The organism is Variovorax sp. LjRoot84, assembly GCF_964254305.1.
In the GTDB taxonomy this organism is placed as follows: domain Bacteria; phylum Pseudomonadota; class Gammaproteobacteria; order Burkholderiales; family Burkholderiaceae_C; genus Variovorax.
Map to the genome: position 1 here is coordinate 1,694,653 of NZ_CAXUTE020000001.1, position 14,185 is coordinate 1,708,837.

The 14,185-nt window shown below is 67.4% G+C and carries 16 protein-coding genes; 11 read left to right on the plus strand and 5 right to left on the minus strand.

The window, feature by feature from the left end; genetic code table 11:
- Positions 1–7 precede the first annotated feature (7 nt).
- Genes fliJ through fliF form a run of 5 tightly spaced genes read right to left on the minus strand, consistent with a single transcriptional unit; the run spans position 8 to position 5,324 of the window.
- Complete coding sequence (fliJ, locus tag ACSQ9I_RS08585) at positions 8–463, minus strand: flagellar export protein FliJ (RefSeq protein WP_436312853.1); 456 nt, start codon at positions 461–463, stop codon at positions 8–10.
- Positions 464–471: 8 nt separating this feature from the next.
- Positions 472–1,881: a flagellar protein export ATPase FliI gene (fliI, locus tag ACSQ9I_RS08590; RefSeq protein ID WP_436312854.1), complete on the minus strand. Its 1,410-nt coding sequence runs from the start codon at positions 1,879–1,881 to the stop codon at positions 472–474.
- Positions 1,881–2,642 carry a flagellar assembly protein FliH gene (gene fliH, locus ACSQ9I_RS08595; protein WP_436312855.1) on the minus strand — a complete coding sequence of 254 codons (762 nt, stop codon included), beginning with the start codon at positions 2,640–2,642 and terminating at the stop codon, positions 1,881–1,883. Before fliH ends, fliI begins: the two co-directional genes overlap by 1 nt.
- Entirely contained in the window at positions 2,629–3,630 is a 1,002-nt protein-coding gene (gene fliG / locus ACSQ9I_RS08600) for a flagellar motor switch protein FliG (protein ID WP_093102016.1), read from the minus strand. The genes fliH and fliG overlap by 14 nt, the downstream gene beginning before the upstream one ends.
- Positions 3,627–5,324 carry a flagellar basal-body MS-ring/collar protein FliF gene (gene fliF, locus ACSQ9I_RS08605; RefSeq protein ID WP_436312856.1) on the minus strand — a complete coding sequence of 566 codons (1,698 nt, stop codon included), beginning with the start codon at positions 5,322–5,324 and terminating at the stop codon, positions 3,627–3,629. The genes fliG and fliF overlap by 4 nt, the downstream gene beginning before the upstream one ends.
- A 284-nt stretch (positions 5,325–5,608) precedes the next feature.
- Between fliF and fliE the strand changes: the two genes are divergently transcribed.
- From fliE to motA, 11 genes are all read left to right on the plus strand, one after another.
- On the plus strand, positions 5,609–5,926 hold the full coding sequence (fliE, locus tag ACSQ9I_RS08610; RefSeq protein WP_436312857.1) for a flagellar hook-basal body complex protein FliE: 318 nt from the start codon (positions 5,609–5,611) through the stop codon (positions 5,924–5,926).
- Between the two features lie 172 nt (positions 5,927–6,098).
- A complete protein-coding gene (locus tag ACSQ9I_RS08615; protein WP_093102020.1) occupies positions 6,099–7,388 on the plus strand; it encodes a FliC/FljB family flagellin in 1,290 nt (429 codons plus the stop codon).
- 121 nt (positions 7,389–7,509) lie between these two features.
- Positions 7,510–7,869 carry a flagellar protein FlaG gene (locus ACSQ9I_RS08620; RefSeq protein ID WP_436312858.1) on the plus strand — a complete coding sequence of 120 codons (360 nt, stop codon included), beginning with the start codon at positions 7,510–7,512 and terminating at the stop codon, positions 7,867–7,869.
- A 188-nt stretch (positions 7,870–8,057) separates the two neighbouring features.
- A complete protein-coding gene (gene fliD, locus ACSQ9I_RS08625) occupies positions 8,058–9,503 on the plus strand; it encodes a flagellar filament capping protein FliD (protein ID WP_436312859.1) in 1,446 nt (481 codons plus the stop codon).
- Between the two features lie 19 nt (positions 9,504–9,522).
- Complete coding sequence (gene fliS, locus ACSQ9I_RS08630) at positions 9,523–9,945, plus strand: flagellar export chaperone FliS (protein WP_093102023.1); 423 nt, start codon at positions 9,523–9,525, stop codon at positions 9,943–9,945.
- Between the two features lie 24 nt (positions 9,946–9,969).
- Complete coding sequence (locus tag ACSQ9I_RS08635; protein WP_093102025.1) at positions 9,970–10,302, plus strand: flagellar protein FliT; 333 nt, start codon at positions 9,970–9,972, stop codon at positions 10,300–10,302.
- 16 nt (positions 10,303–10,318) lie between these two features.
- Positions 10,319–11,560, plus strand: a complete 1,242-nt coding sequence (fliK, locus tag ACSQ9I_RS08640; protein WP_436312860.1) for a flagellar hook-length control protein FliK — start codon at positions 10,319–10,321, stop codon at positions 11,558–11,560.
- A gap of 58 nt (positions 11,561–11,618) precedes the next feature.
- Positions 11,619–11,912: an EscU/YscU/HrcU family type III secretion system export apparatus switch protein gene (locus ACSQ9I_RS08645; RefSeq protein WP_436312861.1), complete on the plus strand. Its 294-nt coding sequence runs from the start codon at positions 11,619–11,621 to the stop codon at positions 11,910–11,912.
- Between the two features lie 256 nt (positions 11,913–12,168).
- Positions 12,169–12,522: a flagellar transcriptional regulator FlhD gene (gene flhD / locus ACSQ9I_RS08650; protein WP_093102030.1), complete on the plus strand. Its 354-nt coding sequence runs from the start codon at positions 12,169–12,171 to the stop codon at positions 12,520–12,522.
- 115 nt (positions 12,523–12,637) lie between these two features.
- On the plus strand, positions 12,638–13,228 hold the full coding sequence (gene flhC, locus ACSQ9I_RS08655; protein WP_436306275.1) for a flagellar transcriptional regulator FlhC: 591 nt from the start codon (positions 12,638–12,640) through the stop codon (positions 13,226–13,228).
- Positions 13,229–13,309: 81 nt separating this feature from the next.
- Positions 13,310–14,170, plus strand: a complete 861-nt coding sequence (motA, locus tag ACSQ9I_RS08660) for a flagellar motor stator protein MotA (protein WP_093102034.1) — start codon at positions 13,310–13,312, stop codon at positions 14,168–14,170.
- Positions 14,171–14,185 lie beyond the last annotated feature (15 nt).

Genomic DNA, 14,185 nt, shown 5'->3' on the forward strand with positions numbered 1-14,185 from the left:
GATGAGATCAGGGGCTCGAATGCGCCGCGCGGTCGATGAACTTGCGCGCCGCGCGCTCGTCGCTGTCGCGCTGTTCGCGCTTGGCCTGCACCATCGCTTCCTGGCGACGCAGGCGGTCGGCCAGGGTGTCGAAGGAGTTGAGGCGGCGCGCATGGTGCTGCCAGTCGCCACGGCCATGGTCGAGCCGGACATTCGTCTGGACGGCGATGGCGCGTTGCTGCTCGATGGCGCCGTCGAGCGTGCTGAGGAAGTTGCGGTAGTTGCGCCACTGCGAGGCGGGCAGGCCGCTCTCCATCCGCAGCTGAAGCTGGTGGCTGTAGTCCTGGCGGTATTGCAGCAGCAGGTCCAGTTTCTGGTGCGCGCTGACCTGCGCGCTCTGCAAGGCACCCAGGCGCCGCGCGGCCTCTTCCTTCTGCGTGCGGGCCAGTTCGGTCAGGGTGTCGAAGGGGAGCTTCTTGGACATAACAGGTCCTATTTGCTTTCGAACAAACCGGTGATGTGCGCGATCGAGCCCGCGTAGTCGGCGCGCTCGTGCATCGCCTGCTGCAGGAAGGCTTCGATCTTGGGATACATCGCGATCGCCTGGTCCAGCTGCAGGTCGTGGCCGGCCGCATAGGCGCCGACGCTGATCAGGTCGCGGTTGCGCTGGTAGCGCGAGAGCATCTGCTTGAAGCGGCGCACGGTCTCGAACTGCGAGGGTGGAATCAGCGCGGTCATCGCGCGGCTGATGGAAGCCTCGATGTCGATGGCCGGGTAGTGGCCGGCCTCGGCCAGCGCGCGCGAGAGCACCACGTGGCCGTCGAGGATGGCGCGCGCCGAATCGGCGATCGGGTCCTGCTGATCGTCGCCTTCGGACAGCACGGTGTAGAAGGCGGTGATGGATCCGCCGCGGCCTTGTGCATCGCGCGCGCCGTTGCCGGCACGCTCCACCAGCGCGGGCAGCTTCGCGAACACCGAAGGCGGGTAGCCCTTGGTGGCCGGCGGCTCGCCCACGGCCAGCGCGATCTCGCGCTGCGCCATCGCGTAGCGGGTGAGCGAATCCATGATCAAGAGCACGTCCTTGCCCTGGTCGCGGAAGTACTCGGCCAGGCAGGTCGCATAGGCCGCGCCCTGCAGGCGCAAGAGCGGCGAGTTGTCGGCCGGCGCGGCGACCACCACCGCGCGGGCCAGGCCTTCCTCGCCCAGCGTGTTCTCGATGAAGTCCTTCACCTCGCGGCCGCGTTCGCCGATCAGGCCGACCACGATCACCTCGGCGCTGGTGTAGCGCGCCATCATCCCGAGCAGCACGCTCTTGCCCACACCGGAGCCCGCGAACAGGCCCATGCGCTGGCCGCGGCCGACGGTGAGCATGGCGTTGATGGCGCGCACGCCGACGTCGAGCACCGAGTCGATGGGCGCGCGCGAGAGCGGATTGACCGGCGGCGAGGAGAGCGGCACCTTGCGGGCGATGTCGAGCGGACCGAGCCCGTCGAGCGGGCGGCCGGCCGCATCGACCACGCGGCCGAGCATGCCTTCGCCGACCGGCAGCCGCTTGGTGTGCGACTCGCCGCCGGCGCCGGGCCCGCCCGTGCCGGGCCGCGCGAAGACGCGCGCACCGGGCAAGAGGCCCGCCACTTCGCTCTGCGGCATCAGGAACAGGCGATCGCCGGCGAAGCCCACCACCTCGGCTTCGGCATGGCGCTGCGGATAGCCGGGCGGCAGCTCGATCAGGCAGTCGCTGCCCACGGGCAGCTGCAGGCCCACGGCTTCAAGCACCAGGCCCACCGCGCGGGTCAGTCGGCCCGAGTGGGTGGTGGTCGTGCAGTGGCTGACCTCGCTGCGCGCCTGGGCGAGCATGCCGCGCCAGGATTGCAGATGGGGGTTGGGTGCGAGCGTCGACATCAGATGTCCAGCGCATCCACATCGCGGTGCAATGCGGCAGTCACGCTCTTCCAGCGGGTTTCGAGGCTGGCATCCATCTCGCCGCTGGCGGACTGGACGCGGCAGCCGCCGCGCGCCAGCGTGTCGTCGGCGCGCACCTGCCAACCGGCGATCTGCAGTTCGTTGCCCAGGCTGTTCTTGACCAGCGCCACGTCCTCGGGATGCAGCAGCAGGCGCGGCTCGCCCTGCAGTGCAGGCTCGGCATGCAGCAGGTCCTGCACCAGCGGCAGCACCCATTCGGGCTCGGCGCGCAAGGTGCGGTGCACCACCTGGCGGGCCACGTCGAGCGCGAGCGTGAGAATGGCATCGGCCAGTTCGCTCTCGGCGCGGCGCAGTGCGTCCGGCAGCGTGGCGGCCAGCGCGCGCAGCTGCTCGGCGTGCGCGCTGGCGGCGGCCAGGCCCGAGGCCAGGCCGGCGGTGCGGCCCTCGGCATGGCCCTGTGCCCAGCCTTCGCGGCGGCCTTCGGCTTCGCCCGCGGCGCGCGCTTCGAGGCGCAGGCGTTCGAGTTCGGCGTCGCGCGCCAGCGCCGCGGGATCGATGCGCTGCGCGTTGGCGGCTTCGACAACGTGCTGCGGCGGCGCGGCGTCTTCATTCAGCGTGCCCATTTCCCAGCGCTGCCAGGCGGAGAGCACCGGCTTGGACGGCGTGGCCGGCCGCGTTGGCGCATAGGCTGCGGACAGCCGTGCACGGGCGCCGAAGGAGGAGTGGCTAGACGAAGTCATCGGTTCCCGGCGCAGCGACTGTGATCTCGCCCGAATCGGCAAGGCGGCGCACCACCTGCAGGATGGCCTTCTGCTCGGCTTCGACCTGCGAGACCCGCACCGGGCCGCGCAGCTCGATGTCCTCGCGCAGCGTCTCGGCGGCGCGCTGCGACATGTTCCGCAGGAACTTGTCGCGCAGCTCCTGCGCCGAGCCCTTGAGCGCGACGATGAGCGAATCGGATTCGATGTCCTTGAGCAGGCGCTGGATGAAGCGGTCCTCGAGATCGAGCAGGTTCTCGAACACGAACATCTCTTCGAGGATGCGCTGCGCGAGGGCCTCGTCGTGCTCGCGCACGTGGGCGATGGCCTCGTCTTCCTGCGCGCTGTTCATGAGGTTGACGATCTCGGCGGCGGTGCGCACACCGCCAAGGCGGCTGCGCTTCAGGCCTTCGCCGGAGAGCATCTCGGTCAGCACGTCGGTCAGCTCGGCCAGCGCCGCCGGCTGCACGCCGCCGAAGGTGGCCACGCGCATGATCACGTCGTGGCGCAGGCGCACCGGCAGCTTCTCCAGCACTTCCGAAGCCTTCTTGCGATCCAGGTGCACCAAGAGCGTGGCGAGGATCTGCGGATGCTCGTCGCGGATCAGTTCCACCACTTCGCCGGCCTCGAGATCGTTGAGCCGCTCGATGCCGCCGTGCGGCTCGTCGGGCTGCAGGATGTCTTCGAGCAGGTTGCTGGCGCGGTCGTCGCCCAGCGCCTTGCGCAGCACCGCGCGGATGTAGCTGCCTGAACCCAGGTGCAGGGCCGAGAGCTGCTCGGTCTCCATGCGGAACTCGGACAGCACGGCCGCCAGCTCTTCCTTGGACACCTGGCTCAGCTTGGCCATCGCGACGCCCAGCGCCTGTACCTCGGTGGTGGGCAGGTGGTGCAGCGTGGCGGCGGCACGGTCCTCGCCCAGCGACATCAGCAGGATCGCGGCCTTGCGGGTTCCCAAGTTGATATTGCTCATGGGTTCATCCAATGCTTGATCAGCGTGGCCACCAGCCGCGGATCGCTGTCGGCGGTCTGGTGGGCGTAGTCGAGGTCGGCCTTCTGGCGCTCGGCTTCGCGCTGGCGTGCGCTTTCCTGCGCGGAGCCGGCGTCGTCGGGATCGCCGCCGGCGGCCATGGCCTTCTGTGCCGGTTCGGCGGAAGCGGGCGCTGCCGGCGGTGCCAGGTGCTTGCGCAGCAGCGGCCGCAGCACGGCGAACCAGGCGAAGAGGGCGAGGGCGGCGAGCAGCAGGTACTGCCCGACGGTCTTGGCGAGCTCGATGTTCTCGGGGTCGCGCCAGTTCGGCACGTCCCGTGCCGCTTCATCGTGGCCCTCGCGGGCGAAGGCGCTGTTGACCACGTTGAGCGAGTCGCCGCGCTCCTGGCTGTAGCCCATGGCTTCCTTGACCAGGTTGCGGATCTGCTCGATCTCTGCCGGCGCGAGCGCGCGCGCGCCGGCCTTGCCGTCCGCGCCCTCGCGGTTGTTCACGACCACCGCCACCGACAGGCGCTTGACCGCGCCGGCGCCCTGCTGCACATGGCGGATCGAGCGGTCGAGCTCGTAGTTGGTCGTCGTGTCCTTGCGCAGGCTGGAGGGCGCGCCGTGCGCCGTGCTGGTGGCCGTCGTGGTCGTCGATGCGGCCGCGGGCGGCGTCGCGGCGGTGCCGGGCCGCGGCGCTGTGATCGGCGCGTTCGGCGTGGTCGGCGGCTGGTTCGACAGCGCGCCCGGTACGCCGCCCGGGGGCGTCGTGCCGTGCTGGCTCGATTCGCTCGATTGCTGGCTGCGGACCGCGGCATTGCGCGGATCCTGGTTGGGGCTGTATTTCTCGTCGGTGCGTTCGACCACCGAGAAGTCGATGTCGGCCGCGACCTGCGCCCGCACATTGCTTGCGCCGACGATGGGCTGCAGGATGGCCTCGATGCGGCGGATGTAGCCCTGCTCGATCTCCTGCGCGTACTTGAGCTGGCTCACGTCCAGGCCGCGCGCGCCGGCATTGGCCGCCGACAGCAGGTTGCCGCGCTGGTCGACCACCGTCACGCTCTTGGCGTCGAGCTCGGGCACGCTGCTGGAGATCATGTGGACGATGGCGCTGACCTGGCCTTCGTCGATGCTGCGGCCGCGGTGCAGGCTCAGCACCACCGAGGCGGAAGGCTTCTTCTGGTCGCGCACGAAGAGCGAGGGCTTGGGCAGCGCCAGGTGCACGCGCGCCGACTCGACCGTGGCTATCGATTCGATGGAGCGCGCGAGCTCGCCTTCGAGCCCGCGCTGGTAGTTGACCTGTTCGGCGAACTGGCTGGTGCCGAACTTCTGGTTGTCCATCAGTTCGAAGCCGACGCCGCCGCCCTTGGGCAGGCCCTGGGCCGCGAGCTTGAGGCGCACTTCAGGCACTTTGTCGCCGGCGATCAGGATCGCGCCGCCGCCTTCGGCGAACTTGTAGGGCACGTTCATCTGCGTGAGCGACGCGATGATCGCGCCGCCGTCGCGGTCCGAGACGTTGGTGTAGAGCACCTTGTAGTCGGGCGCGCGGCTCCAGAGCATGAAGGCCGCGGCGGCCGCGACCACCGCGGCGGCGCCGACGATCAGCGGCAGCTTCGGCTGCGCGCGCATCCGTTCCATGAGAGGCGGGAGGGCCGGCGCCGTCGGCGCGGCGCCCGCGGGCGCCGTCGCACTCATGTGCGCGCCTCCGGCGCGGCCGGCCGCGCCGGATTCATGGAGAGGAAAGAGAGTCGTCGATGTGGAGGAGTCATGCCGCAGGGCCGTTGATGTCGTCAGCAGGCTTTCTTGTTCGCAGTCGATTCTCGGCAGCCGGTGCGGATTCGATTGGTCGAACAACCGCGGGTTTTGCCGTCAGTTGGGCGCATCTGCCGGCGGCCTTGGCTGATACGCTGAAAACACGCGGAAGTGCCTTGGCGCTTCCTTTGTCAATACGGAAGTTCTAGAAGAGAAAAGGTTTGCTCATGTCGATTGCCGCCATCGAGTCCGTCCTGCAGCAGATGCGGGTCACCGCGCTCCGGTCCGGCTTCACGCCGCCCGCCGCCGAGGCGGCCCAGCCGGGCGGCTTCGCAGCCGAACTCCGGCGCTCGCTCGACAACATCAGCACGGCGCAGACCAAGGCTTACGGCCAGGCCGAGGCCTTCGAGATGGGGCGTCCGGGCGTGGCGCTCAACGATGTCATGGTCGACCTGCAGAAGGCCAACGTGGCTTTCCAGACCGGGCTGCAGGTGCGCAACCGGCTGGTGGCCGCCTATCAGGAAGTGATGAACCTGCCCGCTTGAGCCCTGAAGGTTGTGGAAAGGGCCGCGCGCATCTTTTTGGCGCACCGGCCTAAATGTTTGGAAAGCCCTGCCGATAACTAATCCAACGATGGCTTGAGTCTCAAGGTGGGAAGCGGGTCCAGCGTTGCGGCCATTGGCCGAAGTCCACAACCTTTGTCTACAGGAGTCGAACATGGCGCAAGTCATCAACACCAATAGTCTCTCGCTGCTCACGCAGAACAACCTCAACGCGTCGCAGTCGTCGTTGAACACCGCGATCCAGCGCCTGTCTTCGGGCCTGCGGATCAACGGTGCCAAGGACGACGCGGCCGGCCAGGCGATCGCCAATCGCTTCACGGCGAACATCAAGGGCCTGTCGCAAGCCCAGCGCAATGCCAACGACGGCATCTCGCTGGCGCAAACGACGGAAGGCGCACTGAAGGAAGTGAACAACAACCTGCAGCGCGTTCGCGAACTCGCCGTGCAAGCCGCCAACGGCAGCAACTCGGCCAGCGACCTGAAGTCGATCCAGGACGAAATCACCCAGCGCATGAGCGAAATCGACCGTGTCTCGGCACAGACCGATTTCAACGGCGTGAAGGTTCTGTCGGCCGGCGCGAAGCCGCTGACCGTGCAAGTCGGTGCCAACGACGGCGAAACCATCAAGATCGACCTCAAGCAGATCGACTCGACGACGCTCGGCCTCGGCGGCTTCTCGGTGAGCAACAACGCTCTCCCCGTGAGCGAGGCCATCACGCAGACCAACCTGGCTGCCACGCCTGCCGCTGTCGATCTGAGCGCTGCTGCCACGTCCCTGGGCGTCGCTGCGAGCTCGTTGAGCCTGCACAACGTGAAGGACGCCACCGGCGCCGCCACGGCCAACTTCGTGGTCAAGTCGGGTGACAGCTTCTATGCCGCGTCGGTCGCCGATGCCACCGGTGCCGTGACGCTGAACGTCGCCGACATCGACTTCACCGATCCGTCCAACGGCGTGACCGCTGCCGTGACGCTGGCCGACCAGCTCGTCAAGGTCGGTGTCGATTCCACCGGCGCCACCACCGCCTACGTGGCCGTGCAAGGCAAGAACTTCAGCGTCGGCGCAGGCGCGCTGGCCAACGGCGGTGCAGGCGGGACCGACTTCGACAACACCGCCACCGACATCGTGCTGAGCGGCGCCGGCGCCACGGCCGAATTCACGGGTGCGGCTTCGGTCGACCCGATGAAGAAGCTCGACGCAGCGCTCAAGATGGTCGACGACCTGCGCAGCTCGCTGGGTGCGGTTCAGAACCGTTTCGACTCGACGATCGCCAACCTCGGCACCACGGTGACCAACCTGTCTTCTTCGCGTTCGCGCATCGAAGACGCCGACTACGCGACCGAAGTGTCGAACATGACCCGCGCGCAGATCCTCCAGCAAGCCGGTACCTCGGTGCTGGCCCAGGCCAACCAGACCACGCAAAACGTGCTGTCCCTCCTGCGTTAATCGAAGAAGGAACCATCGCAGGCGTCCGGGCGAAAGCCCGACAGCGCCTGCGCTGTTCTCTGCGGCCTGGTCCTGGCCAGGCCGCAGACGACAGCGAAGCAAGCAACCAAAGGTGAAGACCATGTCGATCCCCGTAGCTCCGGCAGCAGACAACGGCCAGTGGTGGGTGCAGATGCTCTCGGGCCGGCCGATCGGCGCGGGCGCAGCGGCATCGCCGGAGGGCGCGACCACCGCGGCCGATGCCGTGGAGGCCGCGACGCCGACGCAGGTCGAACACGCGGTGCGCGAGGTCAATGCCTCGCTGCAGAGCCGCTCGGTCGGCCTGCAGTTCGAGGTGGACCAGGACACCGACAAGGTCATCGTCAAGGTGGTCGACCGGGCGAGCGGCGAAGTCATTCGCCAGATCCCGACCGAGGAAGTGGTGCGCATCGCCAAGGTGCTGGGCAAGGCGCCCGGCCTGCTGGTGAGCCAGTCGGCTTGATATGAACCACCCCCAGGCTTGCCCACTTCGTGTGGCCTCCAACCCCCTCACCGGGGGCAACACCAGCGGCCCGGCAAAGCCGGTTCCGCGGTGTTCCCCGAAGGGGCCTGGCTTCGCCGGCCGGGGGTTCGGCCATCGTGGGCCACAGGCATGCGTTTGTCGCACTCATTAGAAACAGGAATTCATTCATGGCATCGATCAGCAGTCTCGGCATCGGCTCCAACCTCGACCTGAGCAGCCTGCTCACCAACCTCGAAACGGCGGAGAGCCAGCCGCTGGTGCTGCTGCAGCAGCGCCAGGTCAGCTACACGAGCAAGCTGTCGGCCTACGGCCAGCTGCAGAGCGCGCTCGGCACGCTGCAGACGGCGGCCAAGAAGCTGTCGGACCCGGCCTTCTTCCTGGGCGTGAAAGCCACCTCCAGCGCCACTGACGTGATGTCCGCGAGTGCCGGCAACACGGCAGCGGCCGGCATCTACAACATCAACGTCGCCCAGCTCGCGCAGGCGCAGTCGGTGGTGGCGGCCGGGCAGGCGAGCGCCAAGACGGCCATCGGCACCGGCACCATCACGATCGACTTCGGCACCATCGCCGGCGGCAGCTACGACGCGGCGAGCGGCAAGTACACGGGCGCGGGCTTCACGCCGGACGCGAGCCGCACGGCAGTGCCGATCACCATCGATGCGGCGCACAACACGCTCGAGGGCATCCGCGACGCGGTCAACGCCGCCAAGGCCGGCGTGACGGCGAGCATCGTGAACGACGGCAGCGGCACGCCCAACCGGCTGGTGCTGACATCGACCGAGACCGGCAAGGCCTCGAGCATGCGCGTCTCCGTGGTCGGCGACGCGGCGCTGGCGAACCTGCTGAATCATGATCCGGCAGGCACGCAGAACCTGCAGCAGACGGTGCAGGCGCAGAACGCCGAGCTCACGGTCAACGGCATCGCCGTCACGAGCGCGAGCAACACCGTGAAGGAATCGATCCAGGGCACGACGCTGACCGTGCTGAAGACCGGCACCAGCACGCTGAGCGTGGCGTGCGACACGGCCTCGGTCGAGACGGCGATCAACGATTTCGTCAAGGCCTACAACGCCCTGCAGAGCACGGCCAGCACGCTGACCACCTTCGACACCGACAAGAAGACGGCCGCGGCGCTGGTCGGCGATTCGACCTTGCGCAATCTCCAGACCAGCATCCGCAACACGCTCACCTCGCCGCAGGCCGGCGGCACGGGCGACCTGACGATGCTGTCGCAGATCGGCGTGAGCTTCCAGAAGGACGGCACCATGAGCGTCGACTCGGACAAGCTCAAGAGCGCGCTCGCCACCAACCTGGACGGCGTCTCCAAGCTCTTCTCGAGCGCGACCAGCAGCACCACCGGCTACGGCAAGCAGCTCGACGCGCTGGTGACCAAGGCCACTTCCGCCGGCGGCGTGCTCAAGGTGGCGACCGACGGCATCAACACCTCGCTCAAGCAGCTCGACGAGCAGTACACCGACATGCAGGCGCGCGTGGATGCCAAGGTCGAGTACTACCGCGCGCAGTTCACCCAACTGGATCTGCTGGTCAGCAAGATGAACAGCACCAGCAGCTACCTCACGCAGCAGTTCGCGAGCATGAGCAGCGACAACTAAGCCCCACGCGGAGCAGCGCATGTACACACCCCACACCTTCAGAACCGGCGCCAACGCCTATGCACGCCTCGGCGTGGAAACGCAAGCGATGAGCGCGTCGCCGCACCAGCTCATCTGCATGCTGTTCGACGGCGCCGTCACGGCCATCGGCATGGCGCGGCACCACATGGCGAGCGGCGATGTCGCGGCCAAGGGCAACGCGATCTCCAAGGCGGTCGGCATCGTCGACAACGGCCTCAAGGCCAGCCTCGACGCCAAGGCGGCCGGGGCGGCCGGCGAGGGCCTGGTCGCCAATCTGTCGGCGCTCTACGACTACGTCATCCGGCGCCTGCTGCAGGCCAACCTGCACAACGATGCGCAAGCGCTCGACGAAGCCGAGGCGCTGCTCGAGAACATCGCCTCCGCATGGCGCGAGATCGATGGCGTTGCCGCTGGCCACTGAATACGAATCGAAGAAAGAAGAGACATGGCCGCCCGCAGTGAAATCGTCCATTGCTACGTGCAACTCGCCTCGACCACGTCGCTGATGGCGGCGCTGGCGCGGGCCAAGGAGTGGGACCGCCTTCCGGCCCTGGAAGAGCAGTGCGCGACGGTGGTCGAGCGATTGAAGCAGATCGGCCCCACGGAAGCGCTGGAACCCGCGCAGCTCGACCAGGCGCAGCGCCTGATGGAGCGCATCCGCGCCGACCAGGATGAAGTGCGTCGGCTGGTCAAGCCGCAGCTCGAACGCCTCGTCGCCACGATGGCCCGGCTGCAGAAGCAGGGCGAGCTTGACAAGGCCTACGGGCTGCCGCGCTGAACGGTATATCGCTGCCATGAACAGACTTTCCGGCCTGGTCGATACGCTGCTGAGCGCAAAGCTCGCGCCGCGGCTGGAACTGCTCGCGCTGCAGCAGAGCCAGGTCGGGACGGATGCGGCCACGGGGCCCGTGGTGGGAGTGCGGGAGGTCGTCAACGACATTCGCCTGCCGCCCGAGATGGCCCTGGGCCGGCACGCGCCGACCGCGGTCGCAGCGGCAGCGCCAGGCCAGTCCGCTCCAGGCCAGCCCGATGCGGCCGGGCCGGCCGCCGCGCGGTTGTCGGTGGCGGCGCGCGTCATCGGCGCCTTGCTGGCGGAGTTTCCCGACGCCGGCCCGCTGCGGGGGGCATCGCCGATGTGGCCGTCCTCGCAGCAGCAGCCTTCGGCCGCCGCGCTCGCCGGCACGCTGGCGCAGACCGTGAACGCGAGCGGCCTGTTCTACGAATCGCATTTGCGCGAGTTCGCAGCCGGCACCCGCACGCTGGCGCAGCTGGCGCAGGAGCCGCAAGCGCGCTGGGCGCCTGTAAGGAGCGCGGGGCCCGAGACCGCCGCCCAACCCCTTGCTACCGTCACAGCCATCGCGGCCGAGACGCTGAAGCCGGTGCTGCCGGCGGCCGGCGCGCCCGGTGCGCCGCGCTCGCCCGCCGAGGCCGGCGCGAGCGATGATGCGCTGCCGCCGCGCGCACCGGCGCCTCAGGTTCACGCCGAGACCGTCGCGCCTGCGGCCGATGCCGCGCGCGTGCAGGCGGCCTATCGCCGGGGCGAGGCGGCACCGTCCGCCGCACCACCGGAGGCGCCGCCTGTGCCGCGTGCGGAAGAGGCGACGCTGCGCCATGCCGCCGCGGCACCGGTTCAGGCGCTGCCTGGCGGCGAAGTGATCCACCCGCAAGCCGCGACCGTGGTGCACCAGCAGCTCGACCTGCTGGCCACGGCGGTGTTCCGCTGGAGCGGTCAGGCGTGGCCGGAGGTCCCGATGACGTGGTCGATCCAGGAAGAGGATGCAAAGCCGCAGGGCGATGCGCCTCATGAACCCGCTGCGCGAAGCTGGACCACCACGGTCTCGCTGGGCTTGCCCCGGCTGGGCGCCGTGGACTTGCGCCTGAGCCTCACCGGCTCCCAGATCCAGGCGCAGTTGGCGGCCAGCGAGGCGAGCACCGCAGCGCGCCTGCGCGCCGACAGCAACCGGCTGGTGCAGCGTTTCGAGGCCGCGGGCCTGCGGCTGCAGGAACTGCAGATCGCCGCGAAGGACAAGTCATGAGACGCCGGGCCGCTCCCAAGTCGAATAGCACCGCAGCGCATCGCGCGGAGGTTGCTCAATGACTCCCGGCACCGACGAACGCCAGAGCGCGGTGGCCCTGTCCTATCTGGACAAGACCCGGGCCCCCGTGGTCGTGGCCAAGGGCTACGGCGTGGCGGCGGAATCGATCATGCGCGAGGCGCGCGAGAACGGCCTCTACGTCCATGCCTCGCCGGCCCTGAACAAGCTGCTGATGCAGGTCGATCTCGACCAGCAGATCCCGCCGCAGCTGTACCTGGCGGTGGCCGAAGTCATGGCCTGGATCCACCGGCTGGAGGAGGCCGAGTCCGGAGGTTCAGGGCATGGAAATTAATACTTTTTATTATTCATATTCATTGACATATTTTTGTCTTGGTGAATTAGAACTTTTTTCTTCCGAATTAAGCGAGGTCGATCGTTATTAAGTGAATGAATTTGGTCTACGAAATAAATCACACAAAACCGGGTATCGCACGGAGGGCGGAGACAAGGCGTAATTTATTTCTCACTTTCAGATACATAAATCTGAAGAAGTTACATTTGTAAATAACTCTGGATAGACTGAAGCCTTGATTGAACGGAGTGCAAAAGTGGAACCGGATAACGTGAAGAACGCCGCGAGCGGCGAGATTTCCAAGGAAATCGGCGACCTCAACCTCGCCTACATGCTGCTGGCCCAGAAGCTCGTCAAACAGGACCGCGCGGCCGCCATGTTCAGGCTCGGGGTGAGCCGCGAACTGGCGGACATGCTCGCCAACATGTCGCTGGCCCAGATCCTCAAACTGGCGGCATCGAACTTCCTGCTGTGCAGCTTCCGCCTCGACGACCATCCGTCGATGTCGGCCGTGGTCGGCGAGGGGAAGGACACGACCCTGCAGCAGGCGCACATGTCGATCCTGATGTCGGCGCGACGGCTGTCGATGCTTGAAGGCGTGGCTGCATGAGCCGCAGGGCCGTTCCCAAGGCGAATACCGCAGCGCGCAAGCGCGGAGGTTGCTCAATTTGCCGCAGGGCCGTTCCCAAGGCGAATACCGCAGCGCGCAGCGCGGAGGTTGCCGAATGACGACCAAAAGCGTCCTCGGAGAAGTGCGCGAGGTCCAGCTCGCGATCGAGCTGATTGGGCTCGGCGCACGCCTCCAGTTCCTCGAGGCCGAGGTGAGCTTGAGCCGCGAGCGCCTGATCCGTCTCTACAAGGAGCTCAAGGGCGTTTCGCCGCCAAAGGGTTTGCTGCCCTTTTCGACGGACTGGTACATGACCTGGCTGGCCAATATCCATTCGTCGATGTTTTACAACATGTATCAATTCATGTTGACGCACGCAAACGAGAACGGTTTGCAGGCACTGATCAAAAGCTACCGGCTATATCTGGAGCAAATTGAATCGCAGGGCGGCGAAATTGTGCTGGATTTCACACGCGCCTACACGATGGTGCGATTTTTCGACAGCGACATGCTGCAGTTGAGTGCGTGTTGCCGGTGCGGCGGCAAGTTCGTGGCGCACGCGCACGACAGCAAGAACGGCTACGTGTGCGTTCTGTGCCGGCCGCCTTCGCGCGCGGGCAAGGTGCGCGGCGCGAAGCGCGCGGCGCTCGCAGTGGGACACGCTGGGTTTGCCGTGGAATCGACGCTGGAGGCCGGCGGATTGCACTGAAAGGGTCCTTGATTCCCCGGCGTTCGGTTTGGGAGGCGAGGTTTTTTGATTCGACGCCGGAAGCGGCGTTAGGGGAAGCGCGTGCTCGTTCTGGTTGGTTATCTGGTGGTCCTGGGGGCCGTGTTCGGCGGCTACGCCCTGATGGGCGGGCACTTCGGCGTCCTGTTCCAGCCGGTAGAGCTGTTGATGATCGGCGGCGCCGCGGTGGGCGCCTTCGTGGCGGGCAACAACGGCAAGACCATCAAGGCCACGCTCAAGGAGCTGCCGCTCCTGCTGCGCTCGTCCAAGCACAACCGCCAGCTCTACATGGACCTGCTGGCGCTGCTCTACGAGCTGCTGGCCAAGGCGCGCAAGGAAGGGATGATGAAGCTGGAGACCGACGTCGAGGACCCGGCCCAGAGCCAGATCTTCACGCGCTATCCCACCATCCTGGCCGACGCCAGCGTCATGGAGTTCCTCTGCGACTACCTGCGGCTGGTGATCAGCGGCAACACCGACGCCTTCGAGATCGAGGCGCTGATGGACCACGAGATCGAGACCATCAAGCACGAGGCCGAGATGCCGGTGCACAGCCTGACGCGGGTCAGCGATGCGCTGCCCGCGCTGGGCATCGTCGCGGCCGTGATGGGCGTGGTCCATGCGCTCGGCTCGGCCGACCTGCCGCCCTCCGAGATGGGCGCGCTGATCGCGCACGCCATGGTCGGCACCTTCCTCGGCGTGCTGCTGGCCTACGGCTTCGTCTCGCCGCTGGCCTCGCTGATCGAGCAGAAGGTGTCGGACGGCATGAAGCTGTACCAGTGCGCCAAGGTGACCCTGCTCGCCAGCCTCAACGGCTATGCGCCGCAGCTGGCGGTGGAGTTCGGCCGCAAGGTTTTGTTCTCCACGGAGCGGCCCTCCTTCACCGAGCTGGACAGCCACGTCCGCGAAGTCAAGGCCCGGTGATCCGGACGAGAGCAG

Bases quoted from the DNA above. Each gene is read 5' to 3' on its own strand.
- fliJ (WP_436312853.1), bottom strand. From the start codon at position 463: ATGTCCAAGAAGCTCCCCTTCGACACCCTGACCGAACTGGCCCGCACG.
- fliI (WP_436312854.1), bottom strand. From the start codon at position 1,881: ATGTCGACGCTCGCACCCAACCCCCATCTGCAATCCTGGCGCGGCATG.
- fliH (WP_436312855.1), bottom strand. From the start codon at position 2,642: ATGACTTCGTCTAGCCACTCCTCCTTCGGCGCCCGTGCACGGCTGTCC.
- fliG (WP_093102016.1), bottom strand. From the start codon at position 3,630: ATGAGCAATATCAACTTGGGAACCCGCAAGGCCGCGATCCTGCTGATG.
- fliF (WP_436312856.1), bottom strand. From the start codon at position 5,324: ATGAGTGCGACGGCGCCCGCGGGCGCCGCGCCGACGGCGCCGGCCCTC.
- fliE (WP_436312857.1), top strand. From the start codon at position 5,609: ATGTCGATTGCCGCCATCGAGTCCGTCCTGCAGCAGATGCGGGTCACC.
- ACSQ9I_RS08615 (WP_093102020.1), top strand. From the start codon at position 6,099: ATGGCGCAAGTCATCAACACCAATAGTCTCTCGCTGCTCACGCAGAAC.
- ACSQ9I_RS08620 (WP_436312858.1), top strand. From the start codon at position 7,510: ATGTCGATCCCCGTAGCTCCGGCAGCAGACAACGGCCAGTGGTGGGTG.
- fliD (WP_436312859.1), top strand. From the start codon at position 8,058: ATGGCATCGATCAGCAGTCTCGGCATCGGCTCCAACCTCGACCTGAGC.
- fliS (WP_093102023.1), top strand. From the start codon at position 9,523: ATGTACACACCCCACACCTTCAGAACCGGCGCCAACGCCTATGCACGC.
- ACSQ9I_RS08635 (WP_093102025.1), top strand. From the start codon at position 9,970: ATGGCCGCCCGCAGTGAAATCGTCCATTGCTACGTGCAACTCGCCTCG.
- fliK (WP_436312860.1), top strand. From the start codon at position 10,319: ATGAACAGACTTTCCGGCCTGGTCGATACGCTGCTGAGCGCAAAGCTC.
- ACSQ9I_RS08645 (WP_436312861.1), top strand. From the start codon at position 11,619: ATGACTCCCGGCACCGACGAACGCCAGAGCGCGGTGGCCCTGTCCTAT.
- flhC (WP_436306275.1), top strand. From the start codon at position 12,638: ATGACGACCAAAAGCGTCCTCGGAGAAGTGCGCGAGGTCCAGCTCGCG.